We start from the raw sequence: 22,290 nt of genomic DNA on the forward strand, positions 1-22,290 counted from the left end.
AAATGATTCATGAAAACCGATAAGCCGCGCTATAACCTGCGCGGTGTCGATCTTCACGCCTTTAACGACATGGACAGCTTCCTGCACTTCTTGCTGCCGGATGGCAAACCGCGCTGTGGTACGCTGGTGGCGATGAATGCAGAAAAGATGCTGACGCTGGAAGAAGATGCGCAACTGCGTGCACTGATTGCTGAAGCGGAATTTAAATATCCGGATGGCATTAGCATCGTGCGCTCCTTACGTAAGAAGTATCCGCAGTTGCAGGTGAACCGCATCGCCGGTGCCGATCTGTGGGAAGCCCTGATGGAGCGCGCAGGCCGCAGCGGCATTCCGGTGTTTCTGATTGGCGGTCGTCAGGCTGTGCTGGGTGAAACCTGTGACAAACTGCGTCGTCAGTGGAATGTGAACATCGTCGGCAGTCAGGATGGCTATTTTGCCCCGGCAGAGCGTGAAGCGTTGTTTGCGCGCATTGCGGCCAGCGGTGCACAGATTGTCACGGTGGCGCAGGGCTCGCCGCGTCAGGAGTTGCTGATGCGTGATTGCCGCGCGCACTGGCCGCATGCGCTCTACATGGGCGTGGGCGGCACCTACGATGTTTTCACCGGCCACGTTGCGCGTGCACCGCGAATCTGGCAGAAATTAGGTCTGGAATGGCTCTATCGTTTGATTCGGCAGCCATCGCGTTGGCGCCGCCAGTTAAAACTGCTGAAATATTTGCGCTATCATTGGCGTGGCGATCTTTGATATCGCCGATTTATTCAGCAATATCATCAGTGCAGGCAGCAAAACTGCATTAATAATCGACGGAATGCACAAAGCGTAATCAAACGCGTTTTTTTTATAAAAAAGCGCTGGACAGTATGAGGTCAAGCCCGTAGTATGCCCATCCGCAACGGCGCTACGCGCCCGTAGCTCAGCTGGATAGAGCGCTGCCCTCCGGAGGCAGAGGTCTCAGGTTCGAATCCTGTCGGGCGCGCCATTTAGTTTGTGCGCAAGAGCTTCGGTGGTTGGTTTTAACCGCGTTATGCAGTGAAAATAGTAAGCAGAGATGCTTACGCACCAGAATTATGGTGGCTATAGCTCAGTTGGTAGAGCCCTGGATTGTGATTCCAGTTGTCGTGGGTTCGAGTCCCATTAGCCACCCCAAATTTTGCTGGGCACGCGATGGTGGCGGAATTGGTAGACGCGCTAGCTTCAGGTGTTAGTGTTCTTACGGACGTGAGGGTTCAAGTCCCTCCCTTCGCACCAGGCAAAATTACGCGGTAGCGTGAAGAAATAAGATACAGAAAAAATCGGCGAGTAGCGCAGCTTGGTAGCGCAACTGGTTTGGGACCAGTGGGTCGGAGGTTCGAATCCTCTCTCGCCGACCATATTCGAAAAGCCTGCTTGAAAAAGCAGGCTTTTTTCGTTTTATCTTTCCCTAAACTGATCTTATCCTTTTCAGCAACTCAGCAACTCAGCAACTCAGCAACTCAGCAACTCAGCAACTCAGCAACTCAGCAACTCAGCAACTCAGCAACTCAGCAACTCAGCAACTCAGCAACTCCGAATCTCCCGGCTTCTCAACACCATGCGGCTTCTTAAATCACACCACCGGCTGTTGTCGTCATAATGAGACTCATAACCCATTGATATTAAATGGACTGACAGTTCCTTGCATTGGTTGTCGTTGAGAGGAGACAGTTATTGAGGGGAGTGTTGCGAAATAACGACGCACTTCTCAGCCTGAAGTGAGGCCGCACGGTTATCTTTCTGATTTAAAATAACTTATCTCTGAATCTGCAATTCTGGCACGGCTTATGCAATAATAATCCTGTAGATGCTCATTCCACCTCTTATGTTTGCTGATGCTACATAAACCTGGGAATGATGCAGAGCCCCTTACGGTATCCGTTGTCCAGCCTGGCAGTTATTGCGCACGCTTTACTGCAGTAAGAAGGACATTACGTTGAGTCGGATACCATCAGTTGTCTGAACGACCTGATCTTACACCTGCTTATGGCAGGTGTTTTTTTATCTGCGATTTACCCTCACGCCGCTACTCTTCAGGCAAAAAAAAGCCGGGACAAGCCCGGCGTGCACAAAAGTAACAATCGTTAAATTAAGCGTTTGGATTCGTCTTCAAGGTGAGAAGCAGACCTTCACGGCGCATTTGAGCAGCGTCCTCGGGGCGATGCAGGCGATCATAGACATCGGCCAACCAGGCATAATCAAAAGCATCAGGGCGTTGTGCCAGTGCCTGCTGGAAAGCTTCAGCGGCCTGTTGCCACTCACCGTGGCGCATCAGCATCTGGCCCAAGGTGCTGTGCAACAGCGGCGTTGCGCCATGTTGTTTGATTTGCTGGCGCAGCGCTTTCTCCAGCGATTGCGGATCGCCACTTTTAATGCGTGGCATTAACAGCACCAGGCGATCGTCATACTGGCGCTTCAATCCTTCCAGCACGATGCTTTGTGCAGTATCAGGGGCATCACACTCAATCAGATGTTCCGCCATCGCCACCTGCAGCGCCGTTTCCTGACGCGTTTTACGGCTCTGGTTTTGCCACCACTTCTTCAGGCCTTCGCTGCCTTGATCGGCCATGGCCTGATTCATCATGCCTAGCCAGGCTTGCTGTTGTAGCGCCTCACGATGGGCTTCATCGTTAACCTGTGATTTCTGCATGGAGGGCAGAATATCCAGCAACGCGCCCCATGCGCCGGTGCGAATATAAGCCTGTTCAGCCAGACGCAGCACTTCCGGATGACGCGGTGCGACTTCCAGCAATCGGTCAATGCCATGACGGGCGGCGTGATCTTCATTACGTGCCAGTTGCAGGCGTACGCGGGTGATTTCAACCGGAATGGTGTCGTTCTCGGACAGCTCAGACGCACGTTCCAGATGTTGATTGGCACGCACTTCGTCACCACGCTGCTGCGCCGCTTCGGCTGCCAGCAGATAGTTAGCCACCGGCTGATCGGCGTGATCGGCATTCTTCGACAGCAGTTTTTCAACTTGCTTGTAATCACCTTCCGCCAGCTTCATCAGAGCGCTCTGCGTGTGACGCTGTGCGCTGCGGCGTTTACGTCCAGTGAACCAACCACGCGTGCGTGCACCGGTGCGGAATACGCGGCGTAAAATCCATTCAATGAACAGAATCACCAGCAGACTGAGAATCAGGATGATTGCCAGTCCCGTAACGCTGGTTTCCACGTTCCAGTTATCAGTCTGAATCAGCACGTAGCCCTGGTGGCCGGCAATCATCGGCCCCAATACCACGCCTGCGATCAGCAGCAGGAAAAGCACCAATACTTTCAGCATGCTTAGCCTCCCTGTTGATCAGCCGGAACCGATGGCTGCGCCAGCAGGTTGCGCACGCGCGTCTGCATCAATTTTTCCAGCAGCGCCTGACTTTCCAGCGTATCCGGCACATCCATTGAGATGTTTTGCTGACTCAGCTCATCCAGCTGTGCGAGGAAGGCTTTGGTGGCAGCGTCGTTGGTGTCATACCAGGCGCGCACCCAGGTTGAGACCGCATCAATCGACTGTTTGTAGATTTCATCCTGATGACGTGGCACAGCCTGGGCGGCAATCAGCAGACGTGAACGAATGTTTTCACGCAGGTAAACGTCCTGATTCGGTGCCAGTAGCGGCTGTGCGGTGTTATCACGGCGGCGGATGGTAATGAAATCATCCATAAAGTTATGCCAGCTCTTCACCAGGTTTTGACGCCATTCGTGCAGCGAGCTGGAAAGCTCTCCGCCATCGGCATCCATCGGTGAATCATCACTGTCATTGTCAGCCAGACGCAGATTATCGACGCCGTTCGACAACTGATTGAGTTTGAGGATGATGCCATCGTAATCGACCTGGCTCACCGTTGAGAGAGAACTGATGTCCTGCGTTAAGGCACGACGCACGTTCATCACGCTCGGGTCATTCATATCGGCCAGGCTGGTATCGGCGCTTTTCAACAGCGCGGCGGCGGTGGTGACATCCTGATCGCTCCACAGCTTGCGGCCCGCCAGTTTTACGAGATAATCCGCTTGCGCCAGCAGCCAGGTGCGGGTGTCATTGCCGGAGATCGTCGCGACTTTATCGCGCAGGGTTTCCAGCTCTTTGGCGCTGTTGTCCTGCTGGGTACGCGCTTCCTGCAACGCTGTGTTCGCGGTGTCCAGTTGTTGCGTCAGCTGCTGTTTGTCGCTGCCCAGTTGCTGCTGCAGGGCGCTCAGCTGTTCACTCAGGTTCTGGTTTGTCTGAGCCTGTAAATCGGCCTGATGTTTCCCATTGAGGTAAAGTCCCGCGCCAATCGCCAGCGCAATCACAATCGCCACCGCACTCAGTACTTTGCCATCGCTTTTTTTATCGCGAGGCTTTTTACCGTCTGGCGTGGGGGAAGTGTCCGCAGGGGTGGTTTCTTCAACCATGGCGGAGGAGGCTTTTTGTTCCGTCATTATGGCTCATCCCATTGTTAAGTTCAGCGTAACGCGCGCAGCAGCGCATCGTTATCAGCACCATCGGCTACCTCAATATCCTGCCAGCCTAATTCGGCGGCCTGAGTAGCCAAACGTTCACTGACGACCACCAGTCGACAGTGCAATAACCATTCCCGACGATCGATTGGCGGAAACAGTGCAAAGAGTTGTTGTAACATCTCACCGCTGGTGACCACCAGCGTGGTAATTCCACGATCGCGCCAGCGACGGCCCTCAATCGCGCCCTCATAATACTTTTCACACCGTTGATAGCACTCGCAGTATTCCACCTCGGCGCCGCGTTCCAGCAGGGTTTCAGCCAGTAACTCACGGCCTGGGCTGCCGCGCAAAATCAGCGCACGCTTGCCTTTTACCTGTTGCAGACGGTTGAGGCGCACTAACTCTTCGCTGGTCTCCCGCGCATGAGGATAGTCTACTTTCAGATGACTGACGGTATGCAGTGCCAGCGCGGTGCTGCGCCCTATAGCATAGTAGTCGAGTGTTTCGGGCCAGGTGAGGGCACTCTGCTGTAGCGCTGGATGGGCAAACAGCACCACCTGCTGTGACAGCAGAAACACCAGATCGCCCGGCCGTAAAGCCGCCAGTTTTTGCGGCAATTGTTGCAGATCGCGACCCGGCGTGAATTCAATCAGCGGTAAAGTCCACGCCAGTTTTCCCTGGGTTCGCAGACGCGAAACCAGTTCACTGGCAGCGGGTTCCGGGCGGGTCACGAGAATGGTCATGCGGGTGTTTGCCCCTGATAAACGTCGCGCAGAATGTCGCGGGCGCCGCCATCCAGCAGCTCTTCTGCAAGGGAAATCCCCATTTGCACGGCGTTTTCGCGCGGACCACGGCGTTCACCTACCACCATTTGCTGGCCATCCGGTGAGCCGACTAAGCCACGTAACCATAGCTGATTATCTTCCAGCACGGCAAAGCTGCCGATCGGTACCTGACAACCCCCTTCGAGGCGTGTGTTCATCGCGCGTTCAGCGCGCACACAAACATCGGTGTCGTCGTGATTCAGCGCCTGCAATAAGGTAATCAGTTCGTGATCATCAAGGCGACATTCGATGCCGACGGCGCCCTGGCCCACGGCGGGCAGCGAGATTTCAGCGGGCATCGCCTGACGAATGCGGTCGTCGAGGTTCAAGCGCTTTAGGCCTGCCGCGGCCAGAATAATGGCGTCATATTCTCCGGCATCCAGCTTACCTAAACGGGTGCCCACGTTCCCGCGTAACGAACGTATGATCAGATCGGGACGACGCGCGCTGAGCTGACACTGACGACGCAGACTGGACGTCCCCACAATCGCGCCCTGTGGCAGTTCATCAATGCTGTTATACAGGTTGGAAACGAAGGCATCACGCGGGTCTTCACGCTCGCAGATGGTGACGAGGCCCAGGCCTTCCGGGAAATCCACCGGCACATCCTTCATGGAGTGCACCGCAAGATCGGCACGGTTTTCCAGCATTGCCAGTTCAAGCTCTTTGACAAAGAGGCCTTTTCCACCGACTTTAGCCAGCGGTGTGTCGAGGATGATGTCGCCTTTGGTGACCATAGGCACCAGCTCAACCTGCACGCCCGGATGTGCTGCCATCAGGCGTTGTTGGACATATTGTGCCTGCCATAAAGCAAGGGGACTTTGTCTGGTAGCAATTCTGAAAATTTTGTTTAACATGCTGTTAACCATTTTGATCGTTCATCGATTATCCTATCATTGATAGGGGAATGCTGTCAGTTTCAACGGATTGAAAAGGCCTCGATGTCAGTTGTTACGCATTATTGCGTCATTTTCTGACGTCTAAGTCCGAAAAAGCAGGGCTACATGGGGAACGTGCTAAACTGTCATGTAGCGCAACTTTCTTTACGGTCAATCCTCCAGGTGTTAGATTGATCACGTTTCCAGCAATAATTTGCCCAACATCTTTATTATTAAGCGGCAGGTTTTGGAAACAGGGTGCTTAACACTGGGACAATCAGGCGAAACGTCTTGTACCTCTACATTGAGACACTGAAACAGAGACTGGATGCAATTAACCAGCTGCGCGTTGATCGCGCACTGGCTGCTATGGGACCTGCCTTCCAGCAAGTCTACAGTCTGCTGCCAACATTACTGCACTATCATCACCCGCTGATGCCGGGCTACCTTGACGGTAGCGTTCCCCACGGCGTCAGCTTCTTCACGCCTGATGAAAACCAACAGCATTTGTTGCAACAGTTGGCAGGCGATCAGTCTCTGGATCTCAGCACTGCGGTCAAAGGTGAACGTCCGATTACCGGCATTTACTCGATGGGCAGTACCTCGTCCGTCGGTCAGAACAGCGTGTCCGATCTCGACATCTGGGTGTGTCACCAATCCTGGTTAGATAATGAAGAGCGCCTCAATCTGCAGCGCAAGTGTACCCTGTTGCAGAAATGGTGTGTGTCGATGGGTGTGGAAGTCAGTTTCTTCCTGATCGACGAGAATCGTTTCCGCCACAATGAGAGCGGCAGCCTCGGTGGTGAAGACTGCGGTTCTACCCAACATATTTTGCTGCTGGATGAGTTCTACCGTACCGCTGTGCGTATGGCCGGTAAACGCATCCTGTGGAACATGGTGCCCGGCGAAGAAGAGCACCATTACGACGATTACGTGATGTCACTCTATTCACAAGGCGTGTTGACGCCGAATGAGTGGCTGGATCTCGGCGGCCTCGGCACGCTGTCAGCCGAAGAGTACTTCGGGGCCAGCTTGTGGCAGCTGTATAAAAGCATCGATTCACCGTACAAAGCGGTGCTGAAAACCCTGTTGTTAGAAGCGTACAGCTGGGAATACCCAAACACGCAATTGCTGGCGATGGATATCAAACAGCGCCTGCACGATGGCGAAATTGTCTGCTTCGGTCTCGACCCTTATTGCATGATGCTGGAACGCGTGACGCGCTATCTGACCAGCGTCGATGACATGGCGCGCCTCGATTTGGTGCGTCGATGTTTCTATTTAAAAGTGTGTGAGAAGCTCTCGAGTGACGATCACCACCATCACCGCTCAGGCTGGCGTCGCGAGATTCTTTCGCAGCTGGTGAAAGAGTGGGGTTGGGATGAAGAGAAAATTGCGGTATTGGATAACCGCGCCCAGTGGAAAATTGAGCGTGTGCGTGAAGCGCACAACGAGTTGCTGGATGCGATGATGCAGAGCTATCGCAACCTGATCCGTTTTGCCCGTCGTAACAATTTAAGCGTCAGTGCCAGCCCGCAGGATATCGGCGTGCTGACGCGTAAACTGTATGCCGCGTTTGAAGCGTTGCCGGGCAAAGTGACGCTGGTGAATCCACAGATTTCGCCTGACCTGTCGGAAGATAATCTGACCTTTATTCATGTGCCGGAAGGTCGCGCCAATCGCGCCGGTTGGTATCTTTACAACCAGTCGCCGGACATGAGTTCGATCATCAGCCATCAGCCGCTGGAATATAACCGCTACCTGAACAAGTTAGTGGCGTGGGCGTGGTTCAACGGTTTGCTGACCAGCAAAACGCGTTTACATATGAAGGGCAACGAATTCTGCGATCTGCCGCGTTTGCAGGAGTTGGTGAACGATGTGTCGAGCCACTTCCCGCTGCGTGTACCTGCGCCGACGCCAAAAGCGTTGTACAGCCCGTGCGAAATCCGTCATCTGGCGATTATCGTTAACCTCGAACACGATCCGACCTCCGCCTTCCGCAATCAGGTGGTGCACTTTGATTTCCGCAAGCTGGATGTGTTCAGCTTCGGCCAGCAGCAACAGTGCCTGATTGGTAGCATTGATCTGCTGTACCGCAACTCATGGAATGAAGTGCGTACGCTGCACTTCAGCGGTGAGCAGGCGATGATCGAAGCGCTGAAAACCATTCTCGGCAAAATGCATCAGGACGCCGCACCGCCGGATACGGTGGAAGTGTTCTGCTACAGCCAGCATCTGCGCGGTTTGATTCGTACCCGCGTACAGCAGCTGGTGTCTGAGTGTATTGAGCTGCGTCTGTCGAGTACCCGTCAGGAGCCAGGCCGCTTTAAAGCGCTGCGCATGGCGGGCCAGACGTGGGGCTTGTTCTTCGAACGCATGAGCGTCTCGGTGCAGAAACTGGAAAATGCGGTGGAGTTCTACGGCGCGATTTCCAACAACAAGCTGCACGGTTTATCGATCAAAGTGGAATCGAATCAGACGCCATTACCGCCGGTGGTGAACGGCTATGCCAGCGAAGGCATCATTCAGTTCTTCTTTGAAGACACCAATGACGATCGCGGCTTCAATATTTATATCCTCGACGAAACCAATCGCGTTGAGGTTTATCACCATTGCGAAGGCAGTAAAGAAGAGCTGGTGCGTGACGTGAGCCGTTTTTACTCCTCGTCGCATGATCGATTCACCTATGGCTCCAGCTTTATCAACTTCAACCTGCCGCAGTTCTACCAGATTGTGCACGCGGGCGATCGCTTCCAGGTGATTCCATTCCGCAGCCAGACGCTGACACAGCTCTGTGCGACGCAGCCCGATAACGACAACGGCGATTTCCAGCCGCGCTACCAAATGCACTGATCCCGCCTGCGTTCGCGCGGTGGGATAGGCTTTTCCTCTGACATGCGCCCGGATTTGCGGGTATTTCCTGTTGCTTTTACAACGTCAACTGCGATGATAAGCAGCCAAGGCTTAAGGACAGGAAGAGCAGACAGAATGAGACACATGATAAGTCAGCTGGGTATCGCGCTGGCACTGGTCAGCCTCGCAGGCTGTGGCCTGAAAGGACCGCTGTATTTCCCGCCCAAAGATCAGCCGACCAAACAAAACCAGCAGGTCACCCAACAGCAGCAAAAAGCGGCGCAGGATGCTGACGTTAACGGTTTGGTCACCAGCAAATCGGGTTCACAGGCGAACTAATCTCTATGAGTAATCCGGCGGAGCAGAAAATGCAGTTCTCGAAAATGCACGGTCTCGGCAACGATTTCATGGTTGTGGATGCTGTGACGCAAAACGTCTTTTTTTCGCCGGAACTGATTCGCCGTCTGGCGGATCGGCATCTGGGGATCGGTTTCGATCAGCTGCTGATCGTCGAACCGCCTTACGATCCGGATCTCGATTTTCATTACCGAATTTTCAACGCCGATGGCAGCGAAGTGGCTCAGTGCGGTAACGGTGCACGCTGTTTCGCTCGCTTTGTGCGCCTGAAAGGGCTGACCAACAAAAGCGACATCCGCGTGAGTACGCAAACCGGGCGTATGGTGCTGAGCGTGACCAGCGATGAGCTGGTACGTGTCAACATGGGTGAACCCAACTTCGATCCGCAACAGGTGCCGCTGCGCGCCAATAAAGCGGAAAGCCTGTATCTGCAACGTGTTGCGGAGCAGACCGTGATGTTTGGTGCGGTGTCGATGGGCAACCCGCACTGTGTGATTCAGGTTGAGAGTGTGAAAACGGCCGCCGTGGAAACCCTCGGTCCGCTGCTGGAAAGCCACGAACGCTTCCCCGAGCGCGTCAACGTGGGCTTTATGGAAGTGGTTAATCCTGAACACATTCGTCTGCGCGTGTATGAACGCGGCGCGGGTGAAACCCAGGCCTGTGGCAGCGGCGCTTGCGCAGCCGTTGCCTGCGGCATTCAGCAAGGCATTCTGGCGGAAAAAGTTCGCGTTGATTTGCCTGGCGGAACGCTGCATATCGCCTGGAAAGGAGTGGGTCAGCCGCTGTTTATGACCGGGCCAGCCACACACGTCTACGATGGGTTTATTCATCTATGAAAAATGTCGAAGAGCAAACCGACAGCGCGGTTTTGCTGGACGATCAGTCGGTAAGCGCCTTCCTGCGCCAGAACCCCGATTTCTTTATTCGCAATGCGCGCCAGGTTGAACAGATGATGGTGCCGCACCCGGTGCGCGGCAGCGTGTCGCTAGTAGAGTGGCACATGGCGCGTCAGCGCAACCACATCCAGCAGCTGGAAGAGGAAATCACGCTGTTGATGGAGCAGGCCACGGCCAACCATCAACTGTTCGATCGTCTGCTGGGGTTACAAGGCCATCTTGCCGCGGCGGACAGCCTGCAGGAAATGTTAACGCGTCTGCACCGTTGGGCGCGTGAGTTGGGTCTGGCCGGCGCCAATGTGCGGGTGTTCAACGACCATTGGCACATCGGCGCACCTTCTGATTTCACCCAGTTGGGTCTTTCTCGTCAGGCTTTTGAGCCGCTGCGTATTCAACGCTTTGGTGCTGAACATCATTACCTTGGCAGCCTGAATGGCCCGGAGTTACTGCTGTTGTTGCCTCAGGCGAAAGCCATCGGGTCGGTGGCGATGTCGCTGATGGGCGAACGCGGCGAGCTTGGCGTGCTAATTTTCAGCAGCCGCGACAACCAGCATTATCAAGCGGGCATGGGCACTTTGCTGTTACAGCATCTGGCGCAAATGCTGCCGGATCTGCTGTCTCGCTGGATTGAACGCGCATGAGTGACGTCAGCCCGTTGCAGCCAGCCGTTGAGGGCTTTCTGCGTTATCTGAAAGTCGAACGCCAGCTCAGCCCGTTGACGCAAAAGAATTACACCCGCCAGTTGCAGACGATGACCGCGATGGCCGATGAGATGAAGATCGCCTCATGGGCACAACTGGAGCCCGCACAGGTTCGTCAGTTGGCGGCTCGCAGCCGTCGTGCCGGACTCGGGCCCAGCAGTCTGGCATTACGTATGTCAGCACTGCGCAGTTTTCTTGACTGGCAGGTCAGCCAGGGGATGCTAAGCGCCAATCCGGCCAAAGGCATCTCCACGCCGCGCAATGCTCGTCATCTGCCAAAAAATATGGATGTCGACGAGGTTAACCAGCTGCTGGAAATCGACCTGAACGATCCGCTGGCGGTGCGCGACCGCGCGATGCTGGAGACCATGTACGGCGGCGGTTTACGTTTGTCGGAGCTGGTGGGCATGGATTGTCGTCATGTCGATCTCGACGCCGGTGAAGTGTGGGTGTTGGGGAAAGGCAGTAAAGAGCGACGTGTGCCGATTGGTGGCACGGCGGTGACCTGGCTGCAACACTGGCTGCCACTGCGTGCAAGCTTCGCGCCGCAGGATGATGCAATGTTTGTTTCCAGTCGCGGCACGCGTATTTCAGCGCGTAACGTGCAAAAGCGCTTTGCCGAGTGGGGCATTAAGCAGGGCGTGGCCAACCATATTCATCCGCATAAACTGCGTCACTCGTTTGCGACCCATTTGCTCGAATCGAGTGGCGATCTGCGTGCGGTGCAGGAACTGCTCGGGCACGCTAATCTGTCGACCACGCAAATCTATACCCATCTCGATTTCCAGCATCTGGCGACCGTGTACGACGCGGCGCATCCACGTGCTAAACGAGGAAAGTCTGAATGAAGTTCTACCGCCCGCTGGGCCCGATCAAAGCGATCACTTTCGATCTCGACGATACGCTGTATGACAACCATCCGGTGATCCGTAAAACCACTGCCGAATCCCACGCCGCGTTGCAGGCCTTCCATCCGGCATTGCGTGAATTCACCCCCGCTGATTATCAGGCGCTGCGTGACGAACTGCTGGCGCGTGAGCCGGAAATTTACCACGACGTGTCTGAGTGGCGCCGCCGCTCGGTTGAGCTGGCAATGATCAATATCGGCTTATCCGCTGCTGAAGCCCGCGCCGGTGCCAGCGAAGTGATGGGTGTATTCCATCAGTGGCGCAGCGAAGTCGAGATGCCGAATGAGACGCATCAAACGCTAACGTGGCTGGGCGAGCGCGTCCCGCTGGTGGCGATCACTAACGGCAATGCCTGTCCGGAAAAGCTGGGGATCAACCACTACTTCCAGTTCGCCCTGCGCGCCGGCCCGCACGGCCGTGCTAAGCCGTGGCAGGATATGTATCAGCTGGCGGCTGAGCGTTTGAACATCGCACCTGAGCATATTCTTCATGTGGGCGACGATCTCACCACCGATGTGGTCGGTTCAATAAACGCGGGCATGCAAGCCTGCTGGATCAACCTGCGCGATGGCAATCTGATGAAGATTGATGATGCGCGTTTGCTGCCGCACGTCGAAATTCATCAGTTGGCATCGCTGACCTCGCTGCTATAATGCTGTATGTTCATCCAGCTAATGGCTGGATGATGGCAGGCATTTCCTGACGCACAAATCGTAGCGGCACCCTTCATTTTGAGATGAATAGCGCCGCTACAAATGGTGCGTTGACTGAATGCTGAGAAACCGCATTTCTCAATTCTCCTTTTATTATTTTGGCAAAACGGTGCTTATGGACGTTTCTGATCTGCTTAACGGCTTGAATGACAAACAGCGCGAGGCGGTCGCCGCGCCGCGCAGCAATCTGCTGGTGCTGGCCGGGGCAGGCAGTGGCAAAACGCGCGTGCTGGTGCATCGCATTGCCTGGCTGCTGTCGGTAGAGAACTGCTCGCCTTACTCGATCATGGCGGTGACCTTTACCAACAAAGCGGCGGCTGAAATGCGCCATCGTATCGATCAACTGATCGGCACCAGTCAGGGCGGTATGTGGATTGGTACCTTCCACGGCCTGGCGCACCGTTTACTGCGTGCCCATCATCTTGATGCCAATCTGCCGCAGGATTTCCAGATTCTCGATAGCGACGATCAGCTGCGCCTGCTCAAGCGTCTGATCAAAGCCATGAACCTTGATGAGAAACAGTGGCCTGCACGCCAGGGCATGTGGTACATCAACGGCAAAAAAGATGAAGGGCTGCGTCCAAAACACATCGAAAGCTACGGTAATCCGATTGAACAAACCTGGCTGCGCATCTATCAGGCTTATCAGGAGGCTTGCGATCGCGCGGGCTTAGTGGATTTTGCCGAACTGCTGCTGCGTGCGCATGAGCTGTGGCTGAACAAGCCGCATATCCTGAATCATTACCGCGAGCGTTTTAGCAACGTGCTGGTGGACGAATTCCAGGATACGAACAACATCCAGTACGCGTGGATCCGTATGCTGGCGGGCGATACCGGTCGTGTGATTATCGTCGGGGATGACGATCAGTCGATTTACGGCTGGCGTGGCGCGCAGGTCGAGAACATCCAGCGCTTCCTGCAGGATTTCCCTGGCGCGGAAACCATTCGCCTGGAGCAAAACTACCGCTCGACCAATAACATCCTGAAAGCGGCTAACACGCTGATCGCCAATAACAATGGTCGCCTCGGTAAAGAGTTGTGGACCGATGGCAGTGACGGCGAAAAGATATCCCTCTACTGCGCGTTTAACGAATTAGACGAAGCGCGCTTCGTGGTCAACCGCATCAAAACCTGGCATGAGAACGGCAATGCGCTGCAGGATTGCGCCATTCTCTACCGCAGCAACGCCCAGTCGCGCGTGCTGGAGGAGGCGCTGTTGCAAGGCAGCATGCCGTACCGTATTTACGGCGGCATGCGCTTCTTCGAACGCCAGGAGATCAAAGATGCGCTGGCGTATCTGCGTCTGATGGTGAACCGCAATGACGATGCCGCGTTTGAGCGCGTGGTGAACACGCCAGTGCGCGGCGTGGGCGATCGCACATTGGATGTGGTGCGCCAGACCGCGCGCGAACAGCAATTAACGCTGTGGCAAGCGACGCGTGAACTGCTGCAAAACAAAGCCCTGGCGGGACGTGCGGCTTCCGCGCTGCAGCGCTTCTGCGAGCTGGTGGATTCGCTGGCCACGGAAACCGCCGATATGCCACTGCACGTGCAGACCGATCGCGTGATCAAGGATTCCGGCCTGTGGATCATGTACGAGCAGGAAAAGGGCGAAAAAGGCCAGGCACGTATCGAAAACTTAGAGGAGCTGGTGACGGCAACGCGTCAGTTCAGCTATCAGGACGAGGACGAAGATCTGATGCCGCTGCAGGCGTTTCTGTCGCATGCGGCGCTGGAGGCCGGTGAAGGTCAGGCCGACAAATGGCAGGATGCGGTACAACTGATGACCATGCACTCGGCGAAAGGTCTTGAGTTCACTCAGGTCTTTATTGTGGGTATGGAAGAGGGCATGTTCCCCAGCCAGATGTCGCTGGATGAAGGTGGCCGCCTCGAAGAAGAACGTCGTCTTGCCTACGTTGGCGTCACGCGCGCGATGGAGAAGCTCACGCTGACCTACGCCGAAACTCGCCGCCTTTATGGTAAAGAAGTGTATCACCGTCCATCGCGTTTTATCGGCGAATTGCCGGAAGAGTGCGTCGAGGAAGTGCGTCTGCGCGCCAGTGTGAGCCGTCCGGTGAGCCATCAACGCATGGGCACGCTAATCACGGAAAACGACAGTGGATTCGCGCTGGGCCAGCGTGTACGCCATGCCAAATTCGGTGAAGGCACCATCATCAACCTCGAAGGCAGCGGTGAACACAGCCGCTTGCAGGTGGCATTTCAGGGCCAGGGCATCAAGTGGCTGGTGGCGGCGTACGCGCGTCTGGAAACGGTGTAGCGCCGTTGCGTTACCTTGACGACTTTTTCGTCTCAGCGTAACATGCGCGCACTATTATCATGAGAGGACAATGCCTTGGACGCGCCCAGTCGATGCTGGCTCAACCGCCTGTTTAACAGGAATGACATCTAAGGCTACCTCTATACGCGGGTAGCCTTAGCGGTTATCAGCGACCTCCCTTTACACTCTCGTCGCACGAGTCAGCACTGATTTACCCTTGAAGCGAAAGTTTCCGCGTTCAGGCTTTGCCGTGCCCGTTTTGCCTTCGGCATCACGGTGTGCCGCCTTGTCCCATTACGTCTGCAATGGGGAGTATTGCTATGCTGAGCGCTTTTAAACTCGAACGCGATCGCCTGACGCGCATCGAACTGGAAGACAACAACGACACACTCAACACCTCGGTGTGGGTCGATCTCATCGAGCCCGACGACACTGAGCGTGATCGTGTGCAATCTGAGCTGGGTCAAAGCCTGGCGACGCGTCCGGAGCTGGAAGACATCGAGGCCTCCGCACGTTTCTTCGAAGATGAAGATGGACTGCACATTCACTCCTTCTTCTTCTTTGAAGATGCGGAAGACCACGCTGGCAACTCCACCGTGGCGTTCACCATCCGTGAAGATCGCCTCTATACATTACGCGAGCGCGAACTGCCGGCTTTTCGTCTGTATCGTATGCGTGCGCGCAACCAGACGCTGACCGATGGCAACGCCTACGAGCTGTTGCTGGATCTGTTTGAGACGAAAATCGAACAGCTGGCGGATGAGATCGAGAACATCTACAGCGCGCTGGAAAAACTCAGCCGCGTGATCATGGAAGGGCAACAGGGCGAAGAGTACGATCAGGCGCTGTCGCGTCTGGCGGAGCTGGAGGATATCGGCTGGAAAGTGCGTTTGTGTCTTATGGATACCCAACGTGCATTGAACTTCCTGGTGCGTAAAGCTCGCCTGCCGGGCAATCAGCTGGAGCAGGCGCGTGAAATCCTGCGCGATATCGAATCCCTGCTGCCGCATAACGAATCGCTGTTCCAGAAGGTCAACTTCCTGATGCAGGCGGCGATGGGCTTTATCAACATAGAGCAGAACCGCATCATTAAGATCTTCTCAGTGGTGTCGGTGGTATTCCTGCCACCCACGTTAGTGGCATCCAGCTACGGGATGAACTTCGAGTTTATGCCTGAGCTGAAATGGAGTTTTGGTTATCCTGGCGCGATTACGCTGATGATCCTTGCCGGTCTGGCACCGTACCTCTATTTCAAACGGAAAAACTGGTTGTAACGCTTTCGGGGCCGCATTTGCGGCCCTTTAAACTGGCGCTGCATCACAATTCTGCGTAGGCTGTTGTCACTTCCCACTTTCTGATTTCCACCCTATGGCGCGTTTTTCTTTGCGACAGCAGTGGACCATTCTGCTGATTGCTTCGTTAGTACTGGGGATCATTCTCCAGCTGTTTCACCTTCCTGCTGCACTGCTTTTAGGTCCGATGATCGTCGGAACCGTCATGGGCCTTTCTGGCGCCACCGTACGCATCGACAAACGTTTGTTTGTGCTCGCACAAGCGGTGTTGGGTTGCATGATCGGGCAAACACTGTCACCGGCTATTCTCTCACCGCTGTTAGCGGATTGGCCGGTGGTGCTGGCGGTGTTGGTGCTTACGCTGGCGGCCAGCGGTTTGTCAGGTTTTCTACTGGTGCGCTTTAGCAACCTTCCAGGGCCAACCGGTGCGTGGGGATCGTCTCCCGGCGGCGCTTCTGCGATGGTGGCGATGGCCGGTGATTTCGGTGCGGACGTGCGCTTAGTGGCGTTTATGCAGTATCTGCGCGTTCTGTTTGTGGCGACTGCGGCGGCAGTGGTGGCGCGCATTGGGCTGGGCACCAACGGTGGTGCAGTGGAGCTGGTATGGTTCCCTGCTTTACAAAGCAGCTTCATCCTGACATTGGTGGTGATGTTCGCGGGCGCCTGGCTGGGACAAAAACTGCGTATCCCTTCGGGTGCGCTGCTGCTGCCCGCGCTGATTGGTGCGACGCTCCACGGCACCGATGTCGCCACTTTGCAGGTGCCGGAGTGGTTGCTGGCGCTGGCCTATGCGTTGATTGGCTGGAGCGTGGGTTTGCGCTTTACGCGCCCGATCTTCCTGCTGGCGCTGCGCACCCTTCCGCAAATGCTGGTGTCGATTTTCGGCTTGATGCTGCTGTGTGGTGGATTGGCGTGGATGCTGACGCAGGTGCTGCACGTCGATCTGATGACGGCGTATCTGGCAACCAGCCCGGGCGGGCTGGATACCGTGGCGATTATTGCGGCGGGCAGCCGGGTCGATATCGCGTTTGTGATGGCGTTGCAGACCTTACGCCTGTTCACCATCCTGCTGACCGGCCCGGCTATCGCGCGTTTTATCTCACGCTACGCGCACGCGGGTGCGAGCTGAGAACGCGATGGCATCAACGATAAATACGGCGAGTGCCAGCCAGATAAAGCCGAAGGTGACCATCTTGTCCGGCGTCAGGCTCTCGCCGTAGAACAGCACGGCCAAAAGGAACATCAACGTGGGACCGAGGTATTGGAAAAAGCCCACGGTCGACAAACGCAGACGCGCACAGGCGGCGGCAAACAGCATCAGCGGAATCGTGGTGACGATGCCCGCCGCGATCAGCTTGAAATTGAGGCTCATTGGATTGGCGCTGAGGTGGCTGGTGGCGCTGTCAGCAAAGCCAAACAAATAGATGGCCGCCAGCGGGAATAACCATGCGGTCTCGATCAGCATGCCGCTCTGCGCATCCACCTGGATTTTTTTCCTCAGCAGACCGTAGACAGCAAAACTTAGCGCCAGCCCCAGGCCAATAATCGGCAGCGAGCCAAATTGCCACAGCTGCACCAGCACGCCAATCGTTGCCAGCAACACCGCCAGCCACTGCAAGCGGCGGAAGCGCTCGCGCAGGAACAGCATGCCAAACACTACGTTGATCAGCGGGTTGATAAAGTAGCCGAGGCTGGCTTCCAGCATGTGCTGATTATTCACTGCCCAGATAAACAGCAGCCAGTTGCCGCCAATGGTGACGGCAGTGACGGCCAGCAACAGCACTTTCTTTGGCTGAGCGAGCACCGTGCGCACCTGCTGCCAGCTCCGGCTCAGGGTAATCAGTACCAGCATAAACAGTGCCGACCAAATCACGCGATGCGTCATGATTTCTGTTGGCGGGACTTCTTTCACCAGCTTGAAGTAGGCTGGCGCAATGCCCCAGATAAAATAAGCGCCGAGCGCATAGCCAATGCCCTGACGCGTTTGTTGCGTATCCATCATGCTTTCCAAAAAGCTAACTAGCCAATCAAATAGGTGGCGGTTGCTGTGGCGATATAATCGCCCTGCTGGTTGTGCAGTTCCACTCGCGCTACCGCCACTTTATTGCCGGCGCGCAGCAGGCTGCTGGTAGCGACAAAGCGTTCGCCGCGTCCGGGGCGCAGATAGTCAACGCGCATATCGATAGTGCCCATGCGCGACAGACGCTGACGCAACTCCTCTTCGCTGATGCTCTCCTGACGCGACAGCGCATGGCTGACGCACACCAGCCCGGCAGCGACATCCAGCACTGAGGCAATCACGCCACCGTGCAAAATATTTTGGGCCGCATTGCCAACCAGCATGGTTTTGTTGGCAAAGCCCAATTCGGCGTAATCGGCTTCGAGGCGGTCCAGCTCCAAACCGAGCGCCTGATTGAAGGGCATGTGATAGACAAAGATTTCGCCAATCAGACGGCGAGCTTCCTGCTGTGACAGCAACGGGGATGACATGTTTTCTGCCTTAAGATGTTAAAGAGTTGTGTATATTATGCCGCGTTCGCGCGGCTTTCCAGTTTCAGAAATCGGCACTGATCAACCTGTCTCTTTGCGTGTAGAATGGCGTGCTTTTTGAACATGGGCCTAATAATGACAACACGCAGTTCCCTGGAGAATGTTATGCGTAAGCTATACGCGTTGCTGACCGCAGCTTTGATGATACCTGCGCTGGCACAGGCTGATGAAGCCACTATAAAAGAGGTGCATGACGCCCCGGCAGTGAAGGGCAGTATTATTGCGAACCTGTTGGAGAAACACGATAACCCGTTCGTGCTTTATCCGTACGAAAACAACTATTTGCTCTACACCTACACCAGCGACATGAACAAAGAGGCGATCTCTTCGTACAACTGGGCAGACAAAGCAAAAAACGATGAAGTAAAATTCCAGCTCAGCCTGGCGTTCCCGCTGTGGCGTGGCATTCTGGGTGATAATTCGGTATTGGCCGCATCCTATACGCAACGTTCGTGGTGGCAGCTCTCTAACCGTGGAGCCTCATCGCCGTTCCGTGAAACCAACTATGAACCGCAGATTTTCCTCGGCTGGGCAACGGATTATACCTTTGCGGGCTGGACACTGCGTGATATTGAAACCGGTCTGAATCACGAGTCGAACGGCCGCAGCGATCCGACTTCACGCAGCTGGAACCGCGTCTATGCGCGTCTGATGGCCCAGAACGGTAACTTCCTCGCGGAAATCAAACCCTGGTATCGCATTCCAGAAAATGAAAATAATGATGATAACCCCGACATCACCAAGTACATGGGCTACTATCGCGCCAAGCTCGGTTATGAAATGGGTGAAAGTATTTTCAGCGTGGAAGGTAATTACAACTGGAACAGCGGCTATGGCGGCGCGACTTTCGCCTGGAGCTATCCTATCTCTGAACATGTGCGCTTTTACACCCAGCTGTTCAGCGGGTATGGTGAATCGCTTATCGACTATAACCACCGCCAGACCCGTTTTGGCGTGGGCGTAACACTCAACGATCTGTTCTAACCAGTCAGAAAAACAGGATTACCGTGGCAACATCGGCAGTGCTTAATCAGGAAATGCTGGCGCAGCAGGTATTACAAGATACCTTCGGCTACCAGCAATTTCGTCCCGGTCAGCAAACCATCATCGAAACCGCTCTTGCCGGGCGTGATTGTCTGGTGGTGATGCCGACCGGCGGCGGGAAATCGCTGTGCTATCAAATCCCGGCGCTGGTGCGCGAAGGGTTGACGCTGGTGGTTTCACCGCTGATCTCACTGATGAAAGATCAGGTCGATCAATTGCTGGCCAACGGCGTGGCAGCGGCGTGTCTTAACTCGACGCAAACGCGTGAGCAGCAGCAGCAAGTGTTTGCGGATTGTCGCACCGGCAAGCTGAAGCTGCTGTATATTGCGCCTGAACGTCTGATGATGGATAACTTCCTCGACAGCCTGCACCAGTGGAATCCGGTGATGCTGGCGGTGGATGAAGCACACTGTATCTCGCAATGGGGCCATGATTTCCGCCCGGAATATGGCTCGATTGGTCAACTGCGTCAGCGTTTCCCGGATCTGCCGGTGATGGCGCTGACGGCAACCGCTGACGAAACCACGCGTAATGACATCGCTCATCTGTTGCAGATGGACGATCCGCTGATTCAAATCAGCAGCTTTGACCGCCCGAATATTCGCTACACGCTGGTGGAGAAATTCAAACCCACCGATCAGCTGTTGCGCTACGTGCAAGAGCAGCGCGGTAAGAGCGGCATTATTTACTGTAACAGCCGTGCCAAGGTGGAAGACACGGCTGCGCGTCTGCAAAGCCGTGGGCTGAGTGTCGGCGCGTATCACGCCGGTATCGACAGCGCCCAGCGCGCGCACGTGCAGGAAGCCTTCCAGCGTGATGACTTGCAAATTGTGGTCGCCACTGTGGCATTTGGTATGGGCATCAACAAGCCTAACGTGCGTTTCGTGGTGCACTTCGATATTCCGCGCAATATCGAATCCTACTATCAGGAAACCGGCCGCGCCGGGCGTGATGGCCTGCCCGCAGAAGCGATGATGCTTTACGATCCGGCGGATATGGCGTGGCTCCGTAAATGTCTGGAGGAGAAGGCGCCCGGCCCGTTACAGGATATTGAGCGTCACAAGCTCAATGCGATGGGCGCGTTTGCCGAAGCGCAAACCTGCCGTCGTTTAGTGCTGCTCAACTACTTTGGTGAAGGGCGTCAGCAGCAGTGCGGCAACTGCGATATCTGCCTTGATCCTCCGCGTCGCTATGATGGTTTGGTGGAGGCGCAGAAGGCGCTTTCCAGCATCTATCGTACCGGCCAGCGCTTCGGTATGGGCTATATTGTCGACGTGCTGCGCGGTTCCACTAACCACCGCGTTCGCGATAACGGGCACGACAAATTGCCGGTGTACGGCATTGGTCGTGAGCAGAGCCAGGAGCATTGGGTCAGCGTGCTGCGTCAGCTGATCCATCTTGGTATGGTGACGCAAAATATCGCCATGCACTCCGCTTTACAGCTAACGGAAGCGGCGCGTCCGGTATTGCGTGCCGAAGTGCCATTGATGCTGGCGGTGCCGCGTATCGTCACGGTGAAGAGCCGCAGCAGCTCGCCGAAAGTGCACAGCGGCAATTACGATCGCACGCTATTTGGCAAACTGCGTAAATTGCGTAAGGCGATTGCCGACGAATCCAACATTCCGCCGTATGTGGTGTTTAACGATGCCACATTGATTGAGATGGCGGAGCAAATGCCGATTACCGCGTCAGAAATGTTGAGCGTGAACGGTGTCGGTCATCGCAAGCTGGAACGTTTTGGTAAACCGTTCCTGGTGATGATCAAAGAACATGTCGATGAAGAGTAAAGGAAAGAAACCATGTTGATGTTATTCGCCACCGTCGCGCTGGTGCATTTGGTTGCGCTGATGAGTCCCGGCCCGGACTTCTTCTTTGTGTCGCAAACGGCGGCCAGCCGTTCACGTAAAGAGGCGATGATGGGCGTGTTGGGCATTACGCTGGGAATCGTGATCTGGGCCGGTGTGGCGCTGATGGGCTTGCATCTGATCCTGCAAAAAATGGCCTGGCTGCATGAAATCATCATGGTGGGCGGTGGTTTGTACCTGCTGTGGATGGGTTGGCAACTCCTGCGCTCGGCACGTCAGCAGCATAAAGCCCCGCAGGTTGATGCGCCGGTGGTGGAGCTGCCAAAAAAAGGCATGAGCTTCCTGAAAGGTTTTCTGACTAATCTGTCGAACCCGAAAGCGATTATCTATTTCGGCAGCGTGTTCTCACTGTTTGTCGGCAACGATGTGGGCGCGATGGAACGCTGGGGCCTGTTTCTGCTGATTATCGGCGAGACCTTTGCCTGGTTCACGCTGGTCGCGGCGATTTTTGCACTACCGTGGATGCGTGATAAGTATCAGCGTATGGCGAAGTGGGTCGATGGGATGGCGGGTGTGCTGTTTGCCGGATTCGGCATCCACCTGATTATCTCGCGTTAAATCGGGTTTACTTGCCATTTCGCCACCGGGCAGTGCTCGCGCGCTTTACGTTCAGCATCTGTGCTTCAGAACTTGCGCACTGACTACCTTGAAATAGCTGCGGCACTGACGGTTATCACCT

At 55.3% G+C, this 22,290-nt stretch carries 19 protein-coding genes and 4 tRNA genes; 17 read left to right on the forward strand and 6 right to left on the reverse strand.

The features are described from left to right. Positions 1 to 9: 9 nt before the first annotated feature. The 5 genes from wecG to CRO33_RS13925 all read left to right on the forward strand — a co-directional run bounded on the left by wecG (position 10) and on the right by CRO33_RS13925 (position 1,370). Positions 10 to 744 (forward strand): lipopolysaccharide N-acetylmannosaminouronosyltransferase, encoded by a 735-nt coding sequence (gene wecG, locus CRO33_RS13905; RefSeq protein WP_097118516.1) that lies wholly within the window; start codon positions 10 to 12, stop codon positions 742 to 744. Between the two features lie 158 nt (positions 745 to 902). Then, a tRNA-Arg gene (locus CRO33_RS13910) sits at positions 903 to 979 on the forward strand. A gap of 91 nt (positions 980 to 1,070) precedes the next feature. Continuing rightward, a tRNA-His gene (locus tag CRO33_RS13915) sits at positions 1,071 to 1,146 on the forward strand. A 15-nt stretch (positions 1,147 to 1,161) separates the two neighbouring features. Next, positions 1,162 to 1,248, forward strand: a tRNA-Leu gene (locus CRO33_RS13920). Positions 1,249 to 1,293: 45 nt separating this feature from the next. Then, positions 1,294 to 1,370, forward strand: a tRNA-Pro gene (locus CRO33_RS13925). Positions 1,371 to 2,101: 731 nt separating this feature from the next. Here the strand turns inward: CRO33_RS13925 and hemY are convergent. Genes hemY through hemC form a run of 4 tightly spaced genes read right to left on the reverse strand, consistent with a single transcriptional unit; the run spans position 2,102 to position 6,133 of the window. Continuing rightward, entirely contained in the window at positions 2,102 to 3,298 is a 1,197-nt protein-coding gene (gene hemY, locus CRO33_RS13930; RefSeq protein WP_097118517.1) for a protoheme IX biogenesis protein HemY, read from the reverse strand. Between the two features lie 2 nt (positions 3,299 to 3,300). Beyond that, positions 3,301 to 4,431 (reverse strand): uroporphyrinogen-III C-methyltransferase, encoded by a 1,131-nt coding sequence (hemX, locus tag CRO33_RS13935; protein WP_034827857.1) that lies wholly within the window; start codon positions 4,429 to 4,431, stop codon positions 3,301 to 3,303. A gap of 23 nt (positions 4,432 to 4,454) precedes the next feature. Then, a complete protein-coding gene (gene hemD / locus CRO33_RS13940) occupies positions 4,455 to 5,195 on the reverse strand; it encodes a uroporphyrinogen-III synthase (RefSeq protein WP_034827859.1) in 741 nt (246 codons plus the stop codon). Further along, positions 5,192 to 6,133 (reverse strand): hydroxymethylbilane synthase, encoded by a 942-nt coding sequence (gene hemC, locus CRO33_RS13945; RefSeq protein ID WP_097118546.1) that lies wholly within the window; start codon positions 6,131 to 6,133, stop codon positions 5,192 to 5,194. The genes hemD and hemC overlap by 4 nt, the downstream gene beginning before the upstream one ends. A gap of 312 nt (positions 6,134 to 6,445) precedes the next feature. Here hemC and CRO33_RS13950 point away from each other — a divergent pair, with 312 nt between their 5' ends. The 9 genes from CRO33_RS13950 (at position 6,446) to CRO33_RS13990 (ending at position 17,281) form a co-directional block, all read left to right on the forward strand. Further along, the gene (locus CRO33_RS13950) at positions 6,446 to 9,007 is read left to right on the forward strand and encodes a class I adenylate cyclase (RefSeq protein ID WP_097118518.1); all 2,562 of its coding nucleotides are present in this window, start codon (positions 6,446 to 6,448) and stop codon (positions 9,005 to 9,007) included. A gap of 135 nt (positions 9,008 to 9,142) precedes the next feature. Next, a complete protein-coding gene (gene lptM / locus CRO33_RS13955; protein ID WP_097118519.1) occupies positions 9,143 to 9,346 on the forward strand; it encodes an LPS translocon maturation chaperone LptM in 204 nt (67 codons plus the stop codon). Positions 9,347 to 9,375: 29 nt separating this feature from the next. Next, a complete protein-coding gene (gene dapF, locus CRO33_RS13960) occupies positions 9,376 to 10,200 on the forward strand; it encodes a diaminopimelate epimerase (protein ID WP_058960398.1) in 825 nt (274 codons plus the stop codon). Continuing rightward, the gene (locus CRO33_RS13965) at positions 10,197 to 10,901 is read left to right on the forward strand and encodes a DUF484 domain-containing protein (protein WP_034827865.1); all 705 of its coding nucleotides are present in this window, start codon (positions 10,197 to 10,199) and stop codon (positions 10,899 to 10,901) included. Before dapF ends, CRO33_RS13965 begins: the two co-directional genes overlap by 4 nt. Continuing rightward, positions 10,898 to 11,809 carry a tyrosine recombinase XerC gene (gene xerC, locus CRO33_RS13970; protein ID WP_058960365.1) on the forward strand — a complete coding sequence of 304 codons (912 nt, stop codon included), beginning with the start codon at positions 10,898 to 10,900 and terminating at the stop codon, positions 11,807 to 11,809. Before CRO33_RS13965 ends, xerC begins: the two co-directional genes overlap by 4 nt. Next, positions 11,806 to 12,522: a 5-amino-6-(5-phospho-D-ribitylamino)uracil phosphatase YigB gene (yigB, locus tag CRO33_RS13975; RefSeq protein ID WP_097118520.1), complete on the forward strand. Its 717-nt coding sequence runs from the start codon at positions 11,806 to 11,808 to the stop codon at positions 12,520 to 12,522. The genes xerC and yigB overlap by 4 nt, the downstream gene beginning before the upstream one ends. A 175-nt stretch (positions 12,523 to 12,697) precedes the next feature. Beyond that, a complete protein-coding gene (gene uvrD, locus CRO33_RS13980) occupies positions 12,698 to 14,860 on the forward strand; it encodes a DNA helicase II (RefSeq protein ID WP_097118547.1) in 2,163 nt (720 codons plus the stop codon). A gap of 320 nt (positions 14,861 to 15,180) precedes the next feature. Further along, on the forward strand, positions 15,181 to 16,134 hold the full coding sequence (corA, locus tag CRO33_RS13985; RefSeq protein ID WP_034827871.1) for a magnesium/cobalt transporter CorA: 954 nt from the start codon (positions 15,181 to 15,183) through the stop codon (positions 16,132 to 16,134). Between the two features lie 94 nt (positions 16,135 to 16,228). Then, positions 16,229 to 17,281 carry an AbrB family transcriptional regulator gene (locus CRO33_RS13990; RefSeq protein ID WP_058960363.1) on the forward strand — a complete coding sequence of 351 codons (1,053 nt, stop codon included), beginning with the start codon at positions 16,229 to 16,231 and terminating at the stop codon, positions 17,279 to 17,281. On the opposite strand, the gene rarD is transcribed toward CRO33_RS13990, so the two are convergent. Beyond that, on the reverse strand, positions 17,252 to 18,151 hold the full coding sequence (gene rarD / locus CRO33_RS13995) for an EamA family transporter RarD (protein ID WP_034827874.1): 900 nt from the start codon (positions 18,149 to 18,151) through the stop codon (positions 17,252 to 17,254). The genes CRO33_RS13990 and rarD overlap by 30 nt on opposite strands. A 20-nt stretch (positions 18,152 to 18,171) precedes the next feature. Next, a complete protein-coding gene (locus CRO33_RS14000; RefSeq protein ID WP_097118521.1) occupies positions 18,172 to 18,642 on the reverse strand; it encodes a thioesterase family protein in 471 nt (156 codons plus the stop codon). A 165-nt stretch (positions 18,643 to 18,807) separates the two neighbouring features. On the opposite strand from CRO33_RS14000, the gene pldA reads away from it, so the two are divergent. Genes pldA through rhtC form a run of 3 tightly spaced genes read left to right on the forward strand, consistent with a single transcriptional unit; the run spans position 18,808 to position 22,169 of the window. After that, a complete protein-coding gene (pldA, locus tag CRO33_RS14005; RefSeq protein WP_034827877.1) occupies positions 18,808 to 19,686 on the forward strand; it encodes a phospholipase A in 879 nt (292 codons plus the stop codon). Positions 19,687 to 19,709: 23 nt separating this feature from the next. Next, entirely contained in the window at positions 19,710 to 21,533 is a 1,824-nt protein-coding gene (gene recQ / locus CRO33_RS14010; protein ID WP_058960360.1) for an ATP-dependent DNA helicase RecQ, read from the forward strand. 12 nt (positions 21,534 to 21,545) lie between these two features. Then, positions 21,546 to 22,169 (forward strand): threonine export protein RhtC, encoded by a 624-nt coding sequence (rhtC, locus tag CRO33_RS14015; protein ID WP_034827887.1) that lies wholly within the window; start codon positions 21,546 to 21,548, stop codon positions 22,167 to 22,169. The last annotated feature ends 121 nt before the right edge of the window (positions 22,170 to 22,290 follow it).

The sequence above is a fragment of the Pantoea sp. GL120224-02 genome, from assembly GCF_900215395.1.
Taxonomy (GTDB): domain Bacteria; phylum Pseudomonadota; class Gammaproteobacteria; order Enterobacterales; family Enterobacteriaceae; genus Pantoea; species Pantoea communis.